At 65.8% G+C, this 19,632-nt stretch carries 16 protein-coding genes; 6 read left to right on the top strand and 10 right to left on the bottom strand.

The window, feature by feature from the left end:
• Nucleotides 1-508 precede the first annotated feature (508 nt).
• Both JJB74_RS30145 and JJB74_RS30140 read left to right on the top strand, forming a co-directional pair.
• Nucleotides 509-955, top strand: coding sequence for a thioesterase family protein (locus JJB74_RS30145; RefSeq protein WP_200598263.1), 447 nt, complete (start codon nt 509-511; stop codon nt 953-955).
• 113 nt (nt 956-1,068) lie between these two features.
• Nucleotides 1,069-3,024: an MHYT domain-containing protein gene (locus JJB74_RS30140; protein ID WP_200598262.1), complete on the top strand. Its 1,956-nt coding sequence runs from the start codon at nt 1,069-1,071 to the stop codon at nt 3,022-3,024.
• A gap of 356 nt (nt 3,025-3,380) precedes the next feature.
• On the opposite strand, the gene JJB74_RS30135 is transcribed toward JJB74_RS30140, so the two are convergent.
• Genes JJB74_RS30135 through JJB74_RS30125 form a run of 3 tightly spaced genes read right to left on the bottom strand, consistent with a single transcriptional unit; the run spans nt 3,381 to nt 4,673 of the window.
• On the bottom strand, nt 3,381-3,815 hold the full coding sequence (locus tag JJB74_RS30135; RefSeq protein ID WP_200598261.1) for a DUF1810 domain-containing protein: 435 nt from the start codon (nt 3,813-3,815) through the stop codon (nt 3,381-3,383).
• 10 nt (nt 3,816-3,825) lie between these two features.
• On the bottom strand, nt 3,826-4,455 hold the full coding sequence (locus JJB74_RS30130) for a LysE family translocator (protein WP_200598260.1): 630 nt from the start codon (nt 4,453-4,455) through the stop codon (nt 3,826-3,828).
• Nucleotides 4,452-4,673, bottom strand: a complete 222-nt coding sequence (locus JJB74_RS30125; RefSeq protein WP_200598259.1) for a DUF3820 family protein — start codon at nt 4,671-4,673, stop codon at nt 4,452-4,454. The genes JJB74_RS30130 and JJB74_RS30125 overlap by 4 nt, the downstream gene beginning before the upstream one ends.
• A gap of 214 nt (nt 4,674-4,887) precedes the next feature.
• Between JJB74_RS30125 and JJB74_RS30120 the strand changes: the two genes are divergently transcribed.
• A complete protein-coding gene (locus tag JJB74_RS30120) occupies nt 4,888-5,478 on the top strand; it encodes an IMPACT family protein (RefSeq protein WP_200598258.1) in 591 nt (196 codons plus the stop codon).
• 132 nt (nt 5,479-5,610) lie between these two features.
• Here the strand turns inward: JJB74_RS30120 and JJB74_RS30115 are convergent, their stop codons facing one another.
• The 7 genes from JJB74_RS30115 to JJB74_RS30085 form a co-directional block, all read right to left on the bottom strand.
• Nucleotides 5,611-6,669 carry an alkene reductase gene (locus tag JJB74_RS30115; protein ID WP_200598257.1) on the bottom strand — a complete coding sequence of 353 codons (1,059 nt, stop codon included), beginning with the start codon at nt 6,667-6,669 and terminating at the stop codon, nt 5,611-5,613.
• A gap of 53 nt (nt 6,670-6,722) precedes the next feature.
• Complete coding sequence (locus tag JJB74_RS30110) at nt 6,723-7,019, bottom strand: ArsR/SmtB family transcription factor (protein ID WP_325170199.1); 297 nt, start codon at nt 7,017-7,019, stop codon at nt 6,723-6,725.
• Nucleotides 7,020-7,562: 543 nt separating this feature from the next.
• Nucleotides 7,563-11,660: a PAS domain S-box protein gene (locus JJB74_RS30105; protein WP_200598255.1), complete on the bottom strand. Its 4,098-nt coding sequence runs from the start codon at nt 11,658-11,660 to the stop codon at nt 7,563-7,565.
• 207 nt (nt 11,661-11,867) lie between these two features.
• On the bottom strand, nt 11,868-13,073 hold the full coding sequence (locus JJB74_RS30100; protein WP_200598254.1) for a polysaccharide pyruvyl transferase family protein: 1,206 nt from the start codon (nt 13,071-13,073) through the stop codon (nt 11,868-11,870).
• Nucleotides 13,070-13,447 (bottom strand): VOC family protein, encoded by a 378-nt coding sequence (locus tag JJB74_RS30095; RefSeq protein WP_200598253.1) that lies wholly within the window; start codon nt 13,445-13,447, stop codon nt 13,070-13,072. Before JJB74_RS30095 ends, JJB74_RS30100 begins: the two co-directional genes overlap by 4 nt.
• Nucleotides 13,448-13,457: 10 nt before the next feature.
• Complete coding sequence (locus JJB74_RS30090) at nt 13,458-13,934, bottom strand: NUDIX domain-containing protein (RefSeq protein ID WP_200598252.1); 477 nt, start codon at nt 13,932-13,934, stop codon at nt 13,458-13,460.
• Nucleotides 13,935-13,965: 31 nt separating this feature from the next.
• Nucleotides 13,966-14,793, bottom strand: coding sequence for an arylamine N-acetyltransferase family protein (locus JJB74_RS30085; RefSeq protein ID WP_200598251.1), 828 nt, complete (start codon nt 14,791-14,793; stop codon nt 13,966-13,968).
• Nucleotides 14,794-15,138: 345 nt separating this feature from the next.
• Here JJB74_RS30085 and JJB74_RS30080 point away from each other — a divergent pair, with 345 nt between their 5' ends.
• From JJB74_RS30080 to JJB74_RS30070, 3 genes are all read left to right on the top strand, one after another.
• Nucleotides 15,139-17,460: an ankyrin repeat domain-containing protein gene (locus JJB74_RS30080; RefSeq protein ID WP_200598250.1), complete on the top strand. Its 2,322-nt coding sequence runs from the start codon at nt 15,139-15,141 to the stop codon at nt 17,458-17,460.
• A gap of 164 nt (nt 17,461-17,624) precedes the next feature.
• Entirely contained in the window at nt 17,625-18,929 is a 1,305-nt protein-coding gene (locus tag JJB74_RS30075; protein WP_407672444.1) for a M20/M25/M40 family metallo-hydrolase, read from the top strand.
• A gap of 169 nt (nt 18,930-19,098) precedes the next feature.
• On the top strand, nt 19,099-19,539 hold the full coding sequence (locus JJB74_RS30070) for a hypothetical protein (RefSeq protein WP_200598249.1): 441 nt from the start codon (nt 19,099-19,101) through the stop codon (nt 19,537-19,539).
• Nucleotides 19,540-19,632 lie beyond the last annotated feature (93 nt).

Below are 19,632 nucleotides of genomic sequence, written 5' to 3'. Positions count from 1 at the left end.
CTTTTGCGCGCCAAAAGAAGTAGGCAAGAAAAGCGCCCCCGGAGATTGCGCCCCGCTGCGCGGGGTTCCCGTGCCGTCGACGCCCGGAGCGGGGCGCGGCTAAACTCGCTACGCTGCGCTTCGCTCAAACAGACGCCGCACCTTTTCCCGCTCCGGGCATCGCCGTCACGGCGCAATCAACGGGGGTTAAAGGCAACAGCAACTGCAACTACAACGACAACTACAAAGGCAAAGGCAAAGGCAACGGCAACGGCAACGGCAACGGCAACTTACCCTTATCTCGGCCTACCGACGGCCTGAAAGACAATTCGACGTCACCTTGAAAGGGCTGGCTGACAAGCCCAACATCGAGCGCCCGCGGACCGCGAGCATGTCGGGCTTCCTTCGTCAGTCCAACGCATAGCCGATCCAAGAAGCGCGTGGGCTGGCGATGCCCCCGCAGCATCGCGAGCGGGCGCCGCGAGTACAATGGCCGCCCGCATTCCGCGCCGTTTCCCTGCTCTTCATCATGGCCCGCCTGACACTCGATTTTCCCGAAGACCAATACTGCCATTCCACCCACCTGACGGTGCGCGTGACCGACATCAACGCCGCCAACCATCTCGGCAACGACTCGATGATCTCGATGATCTCCGAGGCCCGCGCACGCTTCCTGTTCGACTTCGGCATCAGCGAAAGCCGCGATGGCGGCCCCGGCATCATCGTTACCGACCTGGCGACCACCTACCGCAGTGAAGCGCATGCGCGTGACGCCTTGCTGTTCGAAACCGGCGTGATGGATTTCAACCGCTACGGCGGCGACATCATCTTTCGCATCACCCGCCCGAGTGACGGCGCGCTAGTAGCAATGGCCAAGTCCGGTTTCGTGTTCTTCGATTACCGTGAACGTCGCGTCGTGCCAATGCCGGAAAGCTTTCATCGCAAGTTTCCGCGGGTGAACTGGATAACAAAGTAGGCTACGGGTCGCGCCTGTGAAAAACCGTGGTACGACCCGGTTTTGTAAAAGCACATTGTGTTTCAGGCGATAATCGGTCACATTGACCAATTGCATTTCCTCACGGAAAAAGTGTGTTGACCGGACATTATCAACTTCCGCTTGTCGCGGTCTCGGTGCTGGTAGCCATCCTTGCCTCGGCGACGGCGCTGGCCATGTCCGGACGCGTTGCCGCCTCGATCACGGCGGGGCGGCGCTGGCTTGTCGGCGGCGCGGTGGTCATGGGCATCGGCATCTGGGCCATGCATTTCATCGGCATGCTGGCATTCCGGCTGCCGATTCCGCTGGGCTACGACTTTCGCATCACGCTCGCCTCGCTGCTCATCGCCATCGCCAGTTCAACGCTGGCGCTGCGCCAGGCGCGGCAGCCGCAATTGCGGCCCCGGCATCTCGCAAGAGGCGCGCTGCTCATGGGCGGCGGCATCGCGCTGATGCATTACACCGGCATGGCGGCCATGCGCATGGAGCCGGGCATCGTCTATGACCTGCGACTGGTGGCCGCATCGGTGGCCATCGCGGTGGCGGCATCGGGCGCGGCGCTGTGGCTGGGCTTTCAGCTGCGCGGCAGCCTGCCGCAAGTGTGGCTGGCGCGCGGCGCCGGCGCGACCGTCATGGGCATTGCCATCGCCGGCATGCATTACACCGGCATGGCCGCCGCCGGCTTCCCGGAAGGCAGCATCTGCCGCGCCGCCGGCCAGGGCTATACGCAGAATGCGCTGGCGGTGATGATCGGCGGCGCCAGCCTGCTGCTGCTCGGCGCCACGCTGCTGGTGGCGATCTACGACGCGCGCCTGGAAGCACGGTCGGAAGCGGTGCGGCTCTTGCAGGCCACCGCGGTCGAGCGCCAGTCGCTGCTGGCGCGCGAATCCGCCGCCCGCGCCGAGGCCGAGCGGCTGTCGGCGATGAAGGATGATTTCCTGGCGATCCTGTCGCATGAACTGCGCACGCCCCTCAACGCCATCCTCGGCTGGACCCAATTGCTGCAGCAGAACGGACGCGAAGGCGATTTGCGGCGCGGCCTCGAGGTCATCGAGCGCAATGCGCGCGCGCAGGCGCAACTGATCGACGACCTGCTCGACATGAACCGCATCATTTCCGGCCGCATGCGCCTGGAATTGAAGCCGCTGCAGCCAGCCCCCGTGGTGCAGGCCGCGCTCGAAACCGTGCGGCCGATGGCCTTGAAGAAGGGCATCCGCGTCGATGCCGAGGTCGATGAAGAGGCCGAAGCCGTTTGTGTCGATGCCGCGCGGCTGCAGCAGGTGATGTGGAATCTCCTGGTCAATGCGGTCAAGTTCACGCCCGAAGGCGGCGCCGTGCGGGTATGCCTCGCGCAGAAGGGCGGCGGCGTCGAGATCACGGTTGCGGATACGGGTATCGGCATCGCGCCGGATTTCCTGCCGCATGTCTTCGACCGTTTCCGCCAGGCCGATTCGTCCACCGCGCGCCGGCATGGCGGACTGGGCCTGGGACTGGCGATCGTACGCCAGCTGGTGGAGCTGCATGGCGGCACGATCGCGGTGTCCAGCGCCGGAGCCGGGCAAGGCGCAAGCTTCGCGCTGCGCCTGCCATTTGCGCCGAAACAGGCCACGACGACGCAGGACACCGATGCGCCGGCGCCAGCCACGCGCCTGGCCGGCATCAGCGTGCTCGTGGTTGATGACGAGCCCGACGCGCTCGAGCTTTCCTGCCGCATCCTCGCCGATTGCGCGGCCGATGTGGTGGTTGCCGCCAGCGCCGCGGAGGCGATGGAAATGCTGTGCTCGCGCCGGCCGCAAGTGATGGTTTCCGACATCGGCATGCCTGAAACCGATGGCTACGCGCTGCTGCGCCAGGCGCGCCTGCGGCATCCGGATCTGCCCACGGTCGCGCTCACCGCCTTTGCCCATCCGGAGGACAGGCAGCGCGCGCTCGCGGCCGGCTTCAATGCCTATGTGGCCAAGCCGGTCGACGCGGCGAAGCTGGCGGCTGCGGTGGCAATGGTGGCGAAGGCGCGCCCGGAGGTTGGCATGGAAGACAGGGCCGAGAGCTGAATCGTCGCAGCCGGTTCCGGAACCGTGCGCGGTCCTTCGTCACGCAGAGGCTCCCCCATTTGATGGAGTCGCACCATGCAACAGCCAGTTAGGCTTTCCACGCCGCGCCTGCTGCAGCTGCGGCAAGAGCAGATGGGGGATGTCGGGTCGTTCCCGGCGAATGACGCCTCGAACGACCGGACCCGTCGCAGGTCGGACTTCTTCCGCCGAGGTTTGCGGGCTGGATGCAACCCACGCGGTCTGCGCTTGATCGACCAGACGCGTGGGTTGCACCCACCCTGCGCATCAGCCAGGTGATTTCGGCGCCGAGCCAACATCGAGCGCCCGCGGGCAGCGAAGGCGCCGAGTCTTCCTCGTCAGGCCAAGCCGCAGCGGGCCAGCGTCGCCGCATCCTCAACGCCGCTGTAATACTTCGCCAGGCATTCAACAAACACCGCATTGTCCTCGGCCGCATGCGCAAACAGCGTCATCGAGGAACGGAATTTCATGTCGTCTGGCGAGCCGAAGATGGCGTGGGCGCTGCGTCCATCCACCGCTGCGACCAGCGCGCTGCATTCCCTGAGGCGCGGACCCAGCAGCGCATGCGCGAGATAGGCGCGCGCCTCCTCCAGCGTAGCGATCGCGTAATGCTGCGCCATCGGGCTCGACCCCAGGCCGCGGATCTGCGGAAAGATGAACCACATCCAGTGGCTGGTCTTGCGGCCGGCGCGCAGCTCGGCCAGTACCTGCGCATACACCGGCTGCTGCGCATCGACGAAACGCTGCAGCTTCCAGGGATCATTCCCGCTCATGCTCATCTCCTCAATGCCGCAGCGCCGCCATCAGCGCGCCGAAGCCGATGAAGGCGCCGCCGGTCGCTCGATTGAAGGCGCGCATCACCGCGGCGCGCCGCAGCCGCGCGGCGATACGCTGGCCGCAGGCCGCATAAACCAGGTACCAGCCGCATTCGATGACGGCGAAACTCGCCAGCAGGATCGCGAACTGCGGCAACGCGGCATGCGTGGGCGCGATGAACTGCGGCAGGAACGCGGCGGCAAACAGGATCGCCTTCGGATTGCTGGCCGCCACCAGCAGCCCCTGGCGAAACAGCGCGGCGCCTCTGACTTGCGGCAGCGACGGGCTCGCCGCCTCGGCATCCATGTCGGACACCGGCGCGCGCCACGCGCGCCAGCCCAGCCAGGCCAGATAGGCCGCGCCGATGAAGCGCAGCAGATCGAACACACGCGGGAATGCGGCCAGCAGCGCGCCAAGCCCGGCGGCGGAAATCGACATCATCGCGATCAGTGCGCACAGGCAGCCGGCCATTGCGGCAAAGGAGGCGCGCATGCCATGGCGCGCGCTGCAGGTCATCACCATCAGCATGTTCGGTCCGGGCGTGGCGCAGATCACGAAGGTCATGGCCACGAACAGCCACCAGCTGGCGAAGCTCATGCCCGTTGCTCCCGCAGCGGCTCGAGCAGATGACGCAGCGCGTTGTGGTCGAGCTCGTACATCAGCGCCAGCAGCCGGCCGAGTTCGCCTTGCGGAAAGCCGACGCGGGCGAACCAGCCGAGGTAGTGTCCGGGAAGATCGGCCAGCAGGCGGCCTTCGTATTTGCCGAAGGGCATTTCGCGGCTGACCAGCGCTTGCAGCGCTTCATCGGTTGTCATGGTGCAGGAGGTGCAGGAAAGGGGGGCTTGTCGGGCCGCCTATAATAGCGGCTTCCCGCCACCGCCGTGTCCGTCGCTGCCCCGGCTTCATTACGATCAAGCCCGTTCTCATGACTTCTAGAAGCGCGCTGCCGCCTTGTTTCTCGCTATCGATTGCCACCGGCATCGACGCCAACGCCCGGCCGCTGCGCATGGCGCTGCAGGGCTGAACATCATGCCGTCCCATACGCTCGCGGCAGCCGCGCATGCCGAGATCGAGATCCGCAAGAGCCGCTTCATCGCGCTGGCAGTGCCGGTAGAAGACCGCGCCGCGGCGCTGGCCATTGTCGATGCCTTGCGCGCCCAGCATCCGGGCGCGGCGCATGTGTGCTGGGCGCTTCTGGCCGGCGGCCATTCGGGCATGTCCGACGATGGCGAGCCTTCCGGCACCGCGGGCAGGCCGATCCTGGAAGTGCTGCGCCACCATGAACTCGACGGCGTGCTCGGCGCGGTGGTGCGCTATTTCGGCGGCGTAAAGCTGGGCGCGGGCGGCCTTGTGCGCGCCTACACCGATGCGATCGCCGCGGCGCTGAAAGGCGCCGAGCGCATCGTGCAGGTGCCGATGGCGACATTGACGGTGGAAGTCGATTACGCCAGCGAGGCGCGGGTGCGGCGCTGGCTGGCGCAGCAGGGCTACCTGTTGGCAGGGAGCAGCCATGGAGTGCTGGCGCGGCTGGAGTTTCGCTTGCCTGCGCTTGCATGCGACGTGGCGCGCGAGGACTTGCGCAATCTCACCGCGGGGCACGCCAGGTTTCCGGAAAACTGAGTCCAATTTGTAGGTTGGGCTGGCAAGCCCAACATGTCCGTGGACCGCGGGCGTTTAATGTTGGGCTTGTCAGCCCAACCTACGCCTCGACATCGCGCCTTCCCGATGCAGGCACGATGTCGATCGACGCGCTTACGCCGCCAGTGCCGGATAGTCCGTGTAGCCTTCCGCGGTCGGCGCATAGAAGGTGTCAGGACGTTGCGGATTGAGCGGCGCATTCCTCTCCAGCCGGCGCGGCAGATCCGGGTTGGCGATGAAGTCCTTGCCGAAGGCCGCGGCGTCCGCCTTGCCGGCTTCGATCAGGCCCTCGGCGCTGGCACGGGTCATGCCCTCATTGGCGATGTAGACGCCGCCGAAAGCCGTCTTCAATTGCGGACCCAGGCTGTCCGGGCCGATTGCTTCGCGCGCGCAGATGAAGGCAATGCCGCGCTTGCCGAGTTCCCTGGCCACGTAGCCAAAAGTCGCGGCCGGGTTGGAGTCGCCCATGTCATGCGCGTCGCAACGCGGCGCCAGATGCATGCCGACGCGATTCGCGCCCCACACCGCTATGCACGCGTCCGTGACTTCCAGCATCAGCCGCGAGCGGTTCTCGATCGAGCCGCCATAGGCATCGGTGCGACGGTTGGTCTTGTCCTGCAGGAACTGGTCGAGCAGATAGCCATTGGCGCCATGGATTTCCACGCCATCGAAGCCGGCGCGCTTCGCATTTTCGGCGCCCTTCCTGTAAGCGGCGACGATGCCGGGAATCTCTTCGATGTCCAGCGCGCGCGGCGTCACGTATTCCTTCTTCGGACGCACCAGGCTGACATGGCCGGCGGGCTGCACCGCGCTCGGCGCCACCGGCAGATCGCCATCCAGGAAGATCGGATCGGAGATGCGGCCGACATGCCACAGCTGCAGGAAGATGCGCCCGCCCGCCGCATGCACCGCGTCGGTCACGCGCTTCCAGCCGTCGACCTGTTCGTCGGACCAGATGCCCGGGGTGTTCGCATAGCCCACGCCCTGCGGCGTGACAGCCGTGGCTTCGGACAGGATCAGCCCGGCCGAGGCGCGCTGCGCATAGTACTCGGCCATCAGGGCATTCGGCACGCGGCCTTCGCCGACGGCACGGGAGCGGGTCAGCGGCGCCATGATGACGCGGTTCGGGAGTTCGAGGTCGCCTATCTTGATGGGATCAAACAGTGTGCTCATGCTTCCTTCTTTCTTGTTGGAGGCGGAAAAACCGCCGGGTGAGGAAAACGGCCTTACAAACCGTCATGAAGTTGCGCAAGAAAACGCCGGATGAGGTCTTCATTGCGCCGAAAAAAAATCCATTGGCCGACGCGGCGCGCGCTCAACAGGCCGGCGCGCTGCAACGTGGCCAGATGCGCCGACACCGTCGATTGCGACAGACCGCAGCGCTTGTCGATCAGCCCGGCGCATACGCCGAGATCGAGCGGATATTCCTGCTCGGCGAAATGCGCTTCGGGGGTCTTCAGCCAGCACAGGATCTGGCGTCGGGTCGGATTGGCGAGGGCCTTGTGGATGACGTCCATGTCGATGGCCTCGCTTGAGGCGATCTCATCGGCGGCTTCGCGGTCGGATACCTGGTCGGCTGCGTTCATCGGAAAGTGCGGATATGAATATCGTTGAAGTCCGATATATTAATCCAGATGAATTTTTTCTGCCGAAGACGCCCTGCTCCGGCCGCCATTCATGAAACGTATTTCGACTATCCGAATTCGGAATTTTCGTTATGCGCGGCAAGTGACTATAGTTGCACCTGTCTCCTCCACCCTCCCAAGGATGGATTACCCGCTCCCCGTCAAGGCGAGCGGGTTTTTTTTCGCCTGAACACAATCGGACATGCGGGCAAGGTGATCATCCGCGACGGACGCGCAAAAGAAAGCCCGCGGCATGATGCGCGGGCTGTCCTGTCTCTTCGCTTCCCATCGGTATGGATTTTTGTGGTCGCATCATGCAATGAAATGCCGGGCGCGTCTACAGTTGCCCCTGCATTTTCCGACACGTCGGCCGGGATTCTTTGTTCCGGAGATCGATGACTGAAAGTCAGTCGTGGGTGGTGCCGTTTTCGCTGCTTTCCGTCATGCCGACAACATCGCGCGCTGATTCCCCGCCAGCAGCAGCTGCTCGAAATCCGCCGAGGTCAAGGCTTTGGCAAACAGAAAACCCTGTCCGTAATCGCAACCGGCCTCCACCAGCAGTCTGCGCTGCGCCTCGGTTTCGATGCCCTCGGCAATCACCTTCAGGCCCAGCTTGTGGGCCATGACGATGATGGACTCGGCGATGGTGCGGTCACCTGGATCGGTGTCCATGTCGCGCACGAAGGATTGATCGATCTTCAGGTAATCGATATCGAACTTCTTCAGGTAAGCCATCGAGGAATAGCCGGTGCCGAAGTCGTCGATAGCGACCTGTATGCCGGCATCGCGGTATTCCAGCAGGCGGTTGTTGACGCTGGAAGAGGCATGCAGCAGCAGGCCTTCGGTGATTTCGATGCTGATGCTGCTGCCCGGCAGGCCCAGCTCTTCCAGGTGCGCGCGCCAGTCGGATTCTTCCTTCGGCGACAGAAACTGGATCGGCGACTTGTTCACGCCAATCTGGAACGGCTCGCCGAGATGCGTGCTCCAGACCTTGCAGCAATCGGCGGCCTGCTTGAACACCCAGTTGCCGATCTGATTGATCATGCCGGTTTCCTCGGCCAGCGGGATGAAGCTCGCCGGCTCCACCAGCCCCAGGCGCGGATGATGCCAGCGCAGCAGCGCCTCGGCCTTGACGATGCGCTGCGATGCCAGTTCCACCACCGGCTGGTAGCGCACTTCCAGCTGTCCGGCCGACAGCGCGCCGCGCAATTCGCTGGCCAGGCGCAGGCGCAGATGCGCCTTTTCATCCATGGCCTGGGTGAAATAGCTGAAGCGGTTCTTGCCAGCGTGCTTGGCCGCGTACATCGCCTGATCGGCCTTGCGGATCAGCTCATCGCTGCGCATGGCGTCATCCGGATAGATCGTCACGCCGACGCTGCCCGACATGTACGCGACTTCCTTGCCGATGTTGAACGGCGTCTCCAGCGTTTCCAGGATCTTCTGGCACACCTGCTCGACATGGTCGAAGCTTTCCAGCTCGGTCAGGATCACGGTGAATTCGTCGCCGCCCAAACGTGCAACGGTATCGCTGTCGCGCACACAGCTCTTCAGCCGCTGCGACGCCTGCGCCAGCAGCATGTCGCCAGCGTCATGACCAAGCAGATCGTTGACCTGCTTGAAGCGGTCCAGGTCGATGAACAGCAGCGCAATGCGGTGAGCGTGGCGTGCGGCTTTGCGCACTTCCTGGTCGAGCCGGTCGCGGAACAGGCGGCGGTTCGGCAGGCCGGTCAGGCCGTCGAAGTTGGCATGGCGCCAGATCTGCTCCTCGGCTTCCTTCTTGCCCGAGATGTCAGCCATGGTGCCGGTCATGAGCTGCGGCTTGCCGTCGGCGTCGCGCGCCACGATGATGCCGCGCGACTGCATCCAGCGCCAGCCGCGGTTCTGGGTGCGGATGCGAAATTCGCAGGCATACGAAGACGCCCGGCCTTCCATATAGGCGCGCAATGCGGACCAGACCCGCATCTGGTCGTCCGGATGGATCGCGCGCCGCAATGCCTTGCCACCGTCGCGCGGCTCGACGGCATCCCAGCCGAGCAGGCGTTTCAGGCGACCGGAAAAGACGTAGCGGTTATCCGCGATGTCCCAGTCCCAGATGCCTTCGCCGGACCCTTCGATGACCAGCTTCAGGCGCTCATTGGAAATGCGCAGCGCATCCTCGGTGCGCTTGCGCTCGCTGATATCGCGCAAGAGCATCTGCGTGGCCTGCGCGCCTTCCCAGTACACCGGCCCGAGCGAGAGCTGCACATCGATGACGCTGCCGTCCAGGCGATGCCAGCGCTGCTCGGACAGCGGCGGAATGACGCCGTGCCGGCTGGCCTGATCCAGGCTCGCGCGCACCGCGGCGCGACAACGCGGCTCGATGAATGACGTGGGCGCGCGGCCGATGAGTTCATCCGTCGATGTCGCGCCGAGTATGCGCAGCGCCGCAGGATTGGCATACACGATGCGCTCGCCGGCATCGACCAGCACCGCGTCCGGATTGAGTTCGATAAGTACCCGGTAGCGCTCCTCGCTGGCGCGCAGCGCGGCATCGGCCGCCTTGCGCTCGGTAATGTCGAGCGCAGCCCCGCGCAGACGTATGACCGAGCCGCCATCACTGCGCACTGCCGCGCCGCGGCTGTAGAGCCAGCGTATCGTGCCGTCGCGATGGCGCACCCGGTATTCGATATCGACGCGCTCGGCGTTCTTCACCGCGATCCGGATCGCGGCATCCAGCGCACCGCGGTCTTCGTGCAGCACCAGCGACTTCCATTGCGCCGCCGGCAGCACCATGTGCTCGGCCGGGTAGCCGAGCAGCGCCGCCATCTGCGGCGCCAGCATCAGCGCGCCGCTGGCAATATCCAGGTCCCAGTTGCCGATGTGGCCGGCCTCGGCGGCGAAACGGTGCAGCTCCTCGCTGTAGCGCAGCGCTTCCTCGGCCAGCCGGCGGTCATGGATGTCCTCGATGTTGCCGTACCAGCGCACAATGCGCCCGCCGGCGTCGCGGCGCGGATAGGCGCGGGCGCGCACCCAGCGGTAATGGCCGCCGCGCATGCGCAGCCGGAATTCGATGTCCGGCGGCTGGCCGCTGTCCAGCGATGCCTTCCATGCCGCTTCGACCATGGGCAGGTCTTCCGGATGCACGGACCGTCGCCAGCCGTCGCCCAATGCGCTGCTGCCGGTCCAGTCGATCCAGCGCTGCGGCGAAGCGATGATGCTGCCCCTGGGATCGGCAGTCCAGGTGATCTGCGGATTGAGTTCGACGGTATAGCGGAAATGCTCTTCGCTCTCGCGCAGCGCTTCCTCGGCGCTGCGCCGCTCGGTCAGATCGACCGTGACCGCGAGGAAGCTGCGCGGATTGCCGCGCTCATCATGCAGCAGCGTCAGCGCGCTGTTGGCATAGACCACGCTGCCATCCGGGCGCAGATAGCGCTTGTCCAGCGAGGTTCGTTCGCCGGTGATCGCTACGCGCTGCAGCGCGGCCACGGTATTCGGCAGATCTTCCTGGTGGGTCACTTCGGCTGCGGGCACGCCGAGCAGGTCTTCACGGCTGCGCCCGAGCATCTCGCACAGCGTGTCGTTGACGCGCAGAAAGCGGCCGTCCAGCGACAGCTCGCTCAAGCCCACGGCGGCGCGGGAAAAGATCGCCGACAACTGCGCCTCGCTTTCCTTCAGGCGCGTGATCGCTTCCTGTCTTGCGTGTACCCGGTCGGTGACATCGGCGCCGTAGCCAAGCAGACAGGGGCTATCGCCCAGGCGCAGGTAGACCAGGTCCATGTACCGCTCTTCGGGCTCGCGTCCCGGCGCGCCACCCAGCCGCACGAGCTGTTCGCGCCCGATGAACGGCTCTCCGGTTTGCAGCACGCCGGTCAGCAAGCCCTGGTATCGGGCCGACAGCATTTCAGGCAGCGCACGGAACAGGGGACGCCCGAGCAGATCGGGGCGGCCGGCCAGCCGGTAGAACGCCGCATTGGCCGATTCGATCACGAAATCCGGTCCGTTCAGCACATGCACGAAGGTGGGCGCGCTGCGAAAGACTTCTTCCAGCAGGCACAGGCGTTCATCGCGAACCGCAAACCCGGCGCCGTCGGCGGGCGCTTCGTCATGCAATGTCAGCAGCAGGCCGCCGGTCAGGCCGCGCTCATCCGGCATCGGCATGCAGCAGAGCGCATGCCTGGCTGCACCGGTGGCGCCTTCCAGGCAAAGATCGTGCAGCGTGCAGGGCTTGCGGTTTTCAATCGCGCGGCGCAGCGAAGCATGGTCGCGCCACAGCGTGGGCCAGGAGGCGGCAAAGGGCTGGCCGAGCGCGGCCGGATGCCGTTCGCCGAGCAGCGGCAGGCAGGCATCGTTGTAGAGCTGGACGCTGCGCTCGCCCCACAGCAGAAAGGCCGGCATCGGCAACCGCAGCAAAAGGGCAGCGGCGGACTTCAGGCTGGATGGCCAGGTACAGGGTGGGCCAAGCCCGGCATTGCTGCAGTCGAGCTCGCTCAACGCGGCGCTGATGGCAGTCTTGCGCGGCCAATCATCCAGGCCGTGATCGTCCAGGTCGTTCTGTCTCATGTGGCGTACGTCAACTTACGCAGGGTGGGAATGAAGTGGCCCCCGGCGCAATCGGAAAGCCGCGCAGTCGTACGCATCCTTGTTCTCATTAAAACCATGCCTTTCCAAACGGCCGGCATGCAGACTTTCAGTCGATAGCGTTCTTACCAGACTCGCGGCTCCGGGCGAAGTTCCATCAAATATTTTGCGCTGCGCCAAGACGAAAATTCATTGCAGCATTGCCCGCAGCTGGGCGAAGCCGCTGCGGTAAATCGCTGCGTGGGCGCGGGCCAAGTCCTCGAGAGTACGCGGCGCGGCATCGAGCGCCGCCCGCATGGCTTCGGGGATATCGGACACGGCAAGCGCCGTCGGTAATCCTGGTGCTTCCCATATGGCGGCATAGGCATCGTGCTTGGCGCTGTTGTTGGCATTGTGCGTACCCGGAAACAGCAGGTTGGCGCGCGGCAGCGCATAAGCCATCGCGACGATGCGCCCATGCAGGCTGCTGCCGAGATAGCCGCGCGAAGCGGCGATGAGTGCGCAGATGTCGACAATGTCGAGACTCGTCATCAGCATGGCCGGCATGCGCATGCGCGCCTTCAGGCGCTGCAGCGTTTCCAGTTCGTCATGCCACAGCGCCGCGCCGGCGCGGAAGAAAACAATGCCGAGGCCACGCGCGCGTGCCAGCGCCTCCAGGCCGGCGGCCATGGCCGAGAGTGTGGCGTCGTCACCGAAGTCGGCGCTGCACTGCACCGCCAGATAGCCGTCGGCAAAACCGGCGCGCGCAGCTGCCACTTCGCCCTGCCGCGCGCGCTGCGCAATCGGCGCGCCGAACAGCTCGCGCAGCAGGCAGACCGGATCCGGCAACAAGCGACTTGCGATGCCCAGGCCAGCCAGCGCCGCGGCGCTGCGCGCATCACGCACCGTCACGACATCGGCCTGCGCCAGCTTCCTGCGCACTTCCTCGCGCAGCGCAGGCTCGGCGCTGTCCAAGTCCGCGCCGCCGACGGCGTTGTGCAACAGCGCCGCGCCTTGCGGGATCGCATCGCGCCCTGCCACATACGGCGCCAGATCGGGCATGCCCAGCCGCTGCCGCGCCCATGCCAGCCGATCGGCGTATGGCGCGTCGTCCTGCGGCAGCAGGTCTTGCGCCTGGCGCGGCGGCAGCAGCATGGCCGCGGCAAGCGGCGCGTCGCAACTCAGGATTTCGCCGCCGGCATGCACCAGGTTCGCGCCGGGCAAGCGCAGCGCCAGCCGGCGCAACGCATGTACCCTGTGGCCGCCGCAGCCGCGCAGATCAGCGTCGATCAGGCCGGCGAAGGCCAGCGGCCGCGGCGCGAGCAGCGCCTGCAGCACATGGGCAAACAGCATGTCGCCGAGATTGTGGCGGTCGAAGGCGCCGAAGATGATGGTCGGACGCGGCGACGCGCTCATGGCGGCGCGAAGGCTGGCGATAGCGGCCTGGCAAAGCTCAGCTCATGGCCGTCCGGATCGGTGATGTGGAAATAGCGCTCGCCCCAGGGCGCATCCGCCGGCGGCGCATGCGGCGCATAGCCGGCATCCAGCGCCAGCCGGTACATCGCATCGACGTCCGACACATGGAAGATGACCCGGCCCCACCAGGCAATCGGCACGGCCTGCGCAATCAGGTTCAGATACGCTGCGCCGATCGCATAGGACGTGAACTCGCTCGCCGCGCCGCCGTAGCGCAGCGCAAAGCCAAGCGCATCGTAAAAGCGGGTGGCGCGCGCCATGTCAGCGGTGGCCAGCGTGACGGCCGACAGTGCAGTGACGACGGGCTTGTCCATCGCGCAGCCTTCATGCCGCCCGTATGGCCAGCCAGTCGCGCACCGCGAAGCCGGTGCCAAAATCCCAGGCCTTCAACTTTTCCGGCGCAATGACCCGGTATTCCAGCAACTCCGGCGACAGGCTGACCTCGCCTTCGGCCAGCACATCGAAGGCCAGGATCAGCTGGTTCTGCGGATGAAACGGGTAGTAGCCGATGAAGCGCGCGATGCTGCCCGACAGGCCCAGCTCCTCATGCACTTCGCGCAGGATGCCTTCCTCGGGCGATTCGCCGCGTTCGAGAAAGCCGGTGATCAGCGAGAACTTGCCGCTCGGCCAGGCCGCGTTGCGCGCCAGCAGCACGCCGCCGCGGTACTGCACCAGGGCCGCGACCACCGGCACCGGATTGTTCCAGAAAACATAACCGCAGCCCGCGCCGCAGGCGAGGCGTTCGATGCCATCGATTGCGCTTGTCGACAGCGGGGCCGCGCAGTGCGGGCAGTACTTCATGGTGATGCTCCATCGTGTTGAAGGAAAATTGTCATTTGTCCGCGGCATCGAAGAAACCGGCAAGGCGCATATCCAGCGCCGGATGCGGCGGCAAGCGCAGCAGAAAGCGCTCGCGCAGCACGCGCTTCATGTCGTCCACGTCGACCAGATCGCGGCTTTCGCTGCCGCCGTTCCAGCGCCGGGTGTAACGGGTATCAATCAGCGCATGGCGCTCGCCCGGCGCCGCGCGCGCGGCGAGCAGATGGTTGACGAACATCGACTGCGGATGATGCGCGAGATACCAGTTCGCCAGCTCGTAGTCGGCGAGGTGCTGCTGCTGCAGATCAAAGGCATACAGCGTGTTCCATGCCTCGTCGAGCCGCGCCTGCAGCAGCCAGGTATCGCCTTCGGACGCGATGCGGAACGGCTCGTGCGGCGTTTCCTGCGCCAGCCCGGGAGCCAGGCGCAGCGGCGCGGACAGCGTCAGGCCGCCGAAGCCGACATCGGCAATCCATTCCTCGTCATCGACATGCACCAGCAGCAGCATGTGCGTGCGCGGCCGCGTCACGCCTGCCGGCGCATTCCAGCGCACCCGCGCCGCCAGGCCGCGCACACGAAAGCCGATCGCTTCCAGCGCGTGGCGAAACAGCAGGTTGTGCTCATAGCACCAGCCGCCGCGGCCGGCAGCGATGAGTTTGCCCTGCAGGCTGGCGGCGTCCAGACCCACTTCGTCGCCCAGCAGCGGCGACAGGTTTTCGAACGGAATTGCCGACACGTGCAGCGCATGCAGTTGCCGCAGCGTGGCGAGCTCAGCGACCACGGGACCGTCATGGCCGATGCGGCGCAGATAGGCGGGCAGATCGATAGGGAGTGCGGACATGGGAGAAATCGGAGGAATGGGAGAAACGGAAGAGCGAAGCCGAACGATGCGGCGAGTATGACACCGGCGCGCATCTCACCACAACGCGCAATGGCCGCTTAACGAATTTCAGGGCGGAAGTGATGCGTGCACTGTCGATAGAGGCACTGCCGCCCGTCCCGGTCCGTTCCAGCAAGTGCGCCGATCGGCAATTATTGACGGGATCTGTCCTTTCGCCGCACATCGGTTTGAACGAATGAGCGCAATCGGCCGCCGTGTTACCGAGTTGCTCCCGATTTACTTTCCGGTTACGCAAACGCATGCGCCGTGCGCATCACACCGTCAAATATCAAGAGGAGCCAAGACATGACTTCCCCGACTTCCGCAGCAAACATCCCTTTCACGCCACATGCTCTGTCGCAAGCCGAGGGCGATGCGCCGGTCCCGGCCACGGGTCCCGCGCTGCATCCCGGCTCCCATCCGGATACGGCGCAGCCATTGCCGTCGCATGCCGTGCAGCCCGCCCTGACGCAGCCGCCGCAGTGGCTGCCCGACGCAAGCGCCGATGCCGCACCGCCGCCCGCCCATAGCGCCCATAGCACCCACGCCGACGCGACCGCGATGCGCGGCGCCTCGCCGCTGCTCGAGGCCGTGCGAAGCGGCGACGCCGCCGCGCTGGAACGCATCCTGGCCGGGCTGCAGGCAGACAACGTCGACGTGCGCGCCGAGGTCAACCGCGCCGGCCTGCTTGCTGCCGGCGGCGACGCTTCCTGGAACGGCCTGGAGGAAGAGGCGCTCACGCCGCTGATGGTCGCCGCCTGCTTTGGCAACACGGTGCTGGCGCAACGCCTGCTGCAGGTCGGCGCGAGCGTCAATGCCGCCACATCAGGCTCGGGCTGGACCGCGCTGATGATGGCTGCCGGCCGCGGCGATACCGCCATGCTGGAAGCGCTGCTGAAAGCCGGCGCGCGCGTCGAGCAGACCGACCGTCATGGCGCTTCCGCGTTGACGGCCGCCGCCTTTCACGGACAGGTTGCGGCGGTGCGGCGGCTGCTGGAAGCCGGCGCCAAACCGGACCATGCCGACGACACTGGCTGGACCGCGCTGATGGCGGCGGCGCACGAAGGCGCAAACGATGTGATCGATGCGCTGCTGGGTGCTGGCGCCCGCGTCGATGCCACCGACAAGAACGGCGCCACCGCGCTGTTCTTTGCGGCATGCAACGGCCACGCGGAAACGTCGTTCAAGCTGCGCGAGGCCGGGGCGCGCCCGTACAGCGCCGACTGGAACGGCTCGCACTGGCTGAGAGAGGCGGTGTACAACGGCAACAGGGCGAAGACCGCGGCACTGCTCGGCACCGAGGCCGGCGCGGCGCAGGCCGAGATGCCGGCGTCGACGGCATCCGCGCCGACCAGCACGGCTGCCGTCGACGGCCTGGCCAGCAGCCAGAAGGCCGCGATGGACGGTTCAACGCAACCAGACATCGCCAGTCCGCAAAATTACGGCTACATGGATGGGATGCCATTGCTGGCTGCCGCGAGCGAGGGCAATGTCGATGCGATCAACACGCTGCTCGCACGGCGCACCAATGCCAACGAGGTTTCCCGCGCCGGCAGGAATGCGCTGATGGTTGCGGCGCAGGCAGGCCAATTCGCGTCCATCGCGGCGCTGCTGCCTGCCACCGTCAGCGTCAACCTTGCCGACAACAGCGGCATGACGGCGCTGTTGAACGCCGTGGCGGGCAACCATTTGATGGCGATACAGATGCTGCTGACCGACTCCCGCATCGCCATCGACCACCCGGACCGCGTCGGCGCGAGCGCATTGATGATCGCCGCGGGAAAAGGCCATTGCGCGGCAGTCCAACTGCTGCTGAATCACGGCGCCTGCGTCAACCATACCGACTGCAGCGGCAACACCGCGCTGATGCGCGCGGCCGCGTACGGCAAGCTGGACGCGCTGACGTTGCTGCTGCAAGCCGCCTCCAGAATCGACCAGGCCAATGACGAAGGCGCCACCGCCCTGCTGATTGCCGCGAAAACCGGGCATGACGATGTGGTGAAGGCGCTGCTGAAAGCCGGCGCCAGGCGCGATCCGCACGCGCTGCAGATAGCAGCATATGAAGGCCATCTCGCCACGCTCGAAACGCTGCTCACTGCGGGTTTCGGCATCGACGACCATGCCAACGAGCTGCACCTCACCGCGCTGGCTTGCGCAGCCGGTGAAGGCCATCCCGGCACGGTGCAGGCGCTGCTGCAGAAGGGCGCCAGGCGCGACCTGGCCGACGTGGATGGTTGTACACCGCTGATACATGCCGCAGCCGGCGGCCATGTCGAAGTCATCAAATTGCTGGCCGCAGATGCCGGCAATATCGACGCCGCCGACAAGGAAGGCACGACTGCGTTGATGCATGCCGCCGCGGGCGGGCATGTCGAGGCCGTGCGCGTGCTGCTGGCGGCCGGCGCCGCGGTCAACCAGGTCGACGTCGATGGCCGCAACGCCCTGATAACGGCCGCCATCAATGGCCAGACCGACGTGGTGCGGATATTGCTGGCCGCGGGTGCGCAGCGGCACTTGCGCGACAACCAAGGCATGAACGCCTTCGAGCTTGCCCCTGTCAGCCACCGTGCCGACACGGTCCGTGTCCTGCGCATGTCCTATTGCTTCGCGTCTCCGGGCAGCTGCTGACGCGCGGCGCGAGCGCTGCCGCGTCGCTGCGGCGGCGAAACGGCCGTGGCCGGCGGCCGGGCATAGGAATGGACACACAGACGGTCACCGTCATGCATGCGTCTGGAAGTAGCACGCTTGCCTGTGGCATGCTGCCCTTCCTTCCATAACAACATCAAAGACCCATGATGCGATCCCTGCTGTCCCGACGCCTCGTCGCCATTGCCGCCGGCGCGCTGTTCTGCGCCGGCGCTCAAGCAGCCATTCCGGCCACCGCGGCCGAACCCGTGGCATCCGTGCTGGCGCAAGCCGAGCGGCACAAGACGCCGCTGCTCGACACGCTGAAGGACTTGTGCAACATCGAATCCGGCAGCCGCGACCTGGAAGGCCTGAGCCGACTCGCCAATCTGATTGCAGACCGCTTCAAGGCGCTGGGCGGCGACGTGCGGCTCATCGACGGCAATGCCGATGTCTATCCGATGGAAGACACGCCGAAACAGCTCGGCCATGAAGTGCTCGCCACCTTCCACGGCAAGGGCACGAAGAAGATCCTGATGATTGCGCACATGGATACGGTGTACCTGAAGGGCATGCTCGCCAAGCAGCCGTTTCGCATCGATGGCAACAAGGCCTTTGGTCTGGGCATCGCCGACGACAAGCAGGGCGTGGCGCTGATCCTGCATACGGTAGCCATGCTGAAGGACCTCGGCTTTGCGGACTACGGCACGCTCACCGTGCTGATCAACAGCGATGAAGAGATCGGCTCGCCGGGTTCGCGCAAGCTGATCACGCAGCTCGGCGCCGAGCATGACGTGACGATGTCTTTCGAAGGCTCGCGCGTGAACGCGGACAAGCTGTCGCTGGCAACCTCGGGCATCGCCGGCGTGTTCCTGAAGGTGCAGGGCAAGGCGTCGCATGCGGGCAATGCGCCGCAGGATGGCATCAACGCGCTGTACGAGATGGCGCACCAGGTGCTGCAGATGCGCGACCTGTCCAGGCCCGACGGCAGCGTGAAGATGAACTGGACCGTGGCCAAGGCCGGCAGCAATCGCAACGTGATCCCCGACAGCGCGGAAGCCGCGGCCGATGTGCGCGTGCTGCGCGTGGAGGATTACGACGCGCTCGAGAAAACGGTGCGCGAGCGCGCGGCCAGGCAGCTGGTGCCGGGGGCGAAGGTGAGCGTGGTGTTCGAGCGCCGCCGTCCGCCGCTGGAAGCATCCGCGGCCTCCCGCACCCTGGCCGCGCAGGCGCAGGCGGTGTACCGCGAACTGGGTCGCGAACTGGTGATCGACCCGGTGGCCGAAGGCGGCGGCACCGATGCCGCCTTCGCCGCGCAGCAGACGAAAAATGCCGTGATCGAGCGCTTTGGTCTGCAGGGCTACGGCGCGCATTCGACCAATGATGAGTACGTGCTGGTCGACAGCATCGTGCCACGGCTGTACCTGGGGACAAGGCTGGTGATGGAGGTGTCGCGCGGTGCGGTGAAGTAAGCGCCTGCGGTTCGGCGCGCTCGGCGCTCGGCTGTGCGCATGCCTGAGCACCTTCGGTCCGGTCCCCTTATCCAGTTCCGCCCGCGCGCCGGGACTGGAATCATCTTCCGCGCTGTACGGGCTCGCGCACCATGCGCCAGTCCACCCGACTCGTGGAGGAGAGAACAGCATGGCCGATCCAGTTTCCAGCGCAGCGAGATTCTTCTTCACCCCACCTCCATTGCCGCCAGCAGAGCATGCCGCAGCGACGACGAATGGTGAACCTACGCGTCGCGGCGTGCTCCGGCGCGTCTTCCACGCCGGCGCGTTGGCAATGCGACACCTCTTCAGGAATCGCGTCGCGTGCGATGCGTTCATCGCGTCATCGTTCGACGCATTGAACACAATGCCTGTTGGCGTGACCAATGCGCTCCCACAGCACTCTGCTGCCTCACCGTTACAGCATCCGAAGGAAAGAGAACCATGGCACATCCAGTTCACGCAACGCCTTCCTCTTCATCTTCCCCTTACCAACCTGCGCCGCCGTCGACGCGAGCGCAACCCACGCCAGCGCAGCAGCCCGATGCGTTGCTGCGCGCAACGTCATCAAGCGCTGGCCTGCTCGCGCTAGCGCCTGGCGCGCCAGGCGCCGTTGCCGTCACCACGGCGCCGCAATGGCGGGGCACGATGCCAGCCGCACATGCGTTCTATCCGGGTCAGCGAC

Source organism: Noviherbaspirillum pedocola (assembly GCF_016632335.1).
GTDB classification, from domain to species: domain Bacteria; phylum Pseudomonadota; class Gammaproteobacteria; order Burkholderiales; family Burkholderiaceae_D; genus Noviherbaspirillum_A; species Noviherbaspirillum_A pedocola.
This window is presented reverse-complemented; position numbering and strand designations above follow the sequence as displayed.

Bases quoted from the DNA above. Each gene is read 5' to 3' on its own strand.
- JJB74_RS30145 (WP_200598263.1), top strand. From the start codon at position 509: ATGGCCCGCCTGACACTCGATTTTCCCGAAGACCAATACTGCCATTCC.
- JJB74_RS30135 (WP_200598261.1), bottom strand. From the start codon at position 3,815: ATGAGCGGGAATGATCCCTGGAAGCTGCAGCGTTTCGTCGATGCGCAG.
- JJB74_RS30130 (WP_200598260.1), bottom strand. From the start codon at position 4,455: ATGAGCTTCGCCAGCTGGTGGCTGTTCGTGGCCATGACCTTCGTGATC.
- JJB74_RS30125 (WP_200598259.1), bottom strand. From the start codon at position 4,673: ATGACAACCGATGAAGCGCTGCAAGCGCTGGTCAGCCGCGAAATGCCC.
- JJB74_RS30120 (WP_200598258.1), top strand. From the start codon at position 4,888: ATGCCGTCCCATACGCTCGCGGCAGCCGCGCATGCCGAGATCGAGATC.
- JJB74_RS30115 (WP_200598257.1), bottom strand. From the start codon at position 6,669: ATGAGCACACTGTTTGATCCCATCAAGATAGGCGACCTCGAACTCCCG.
- JJB74_RS30105 (WP_200598255.1), bottom strand. From the start codon at position 11,660: ATGAGACAGAACGACCTGGACGATCACGGCCTGGATGATTGGCCGCGC.
- JJB74_RS30100 (WP_200598254.1), bottom strand. From the start codon at position 13,073: ATGAGCGCGTCGCCGCGTCCGACCATCATCTTCGGCGCCTTCGACCGC.
- JJB74_RS30095 (WP_200598253.1), bottom strand. From the start codon at position 13,447: ATGGACAAGCCCGTCGTCACTGCACTGTCGGCCGTCACGCTGGCCACC.
- JJB74_RS30090 (WP_200598252.1), bottom strand. From the start codon at position 13,934: ATGAAGTACTGCCCGCACTGCGCGGCCCCGCTGTCGACAAGCGCAATC.
- JJB74_RS30085 (WP_200598251.1), bottom strand. From the start codon at position 14,793: ATGTCCGCACTCCCTATCGATCTGCCCGCCTATCTGCGCCGCATCGGC.
- JJB74_RS30080 (WP_200598250.1), top strand. From the start codon at position 15,139: ATGACTTCCCCGACTTCCGCAGCAAACATCCCTTTCACGCCACATGCT.
- JJB74_RS30075 (WP_407672444.1), top strand. From the start codon at position 17,625: ATGATGCGATCCCTGCTGTCCCGACGCCTCGTCGCCATTGCCGCCGGC.
- JJB74_RS30070 (WP_200598249.1), top strand. From the start codon at position 19,099: ATGGCCGATCCAGTTTCCAGCGCAGCGAGATTCTTCTTCACCCCACCT.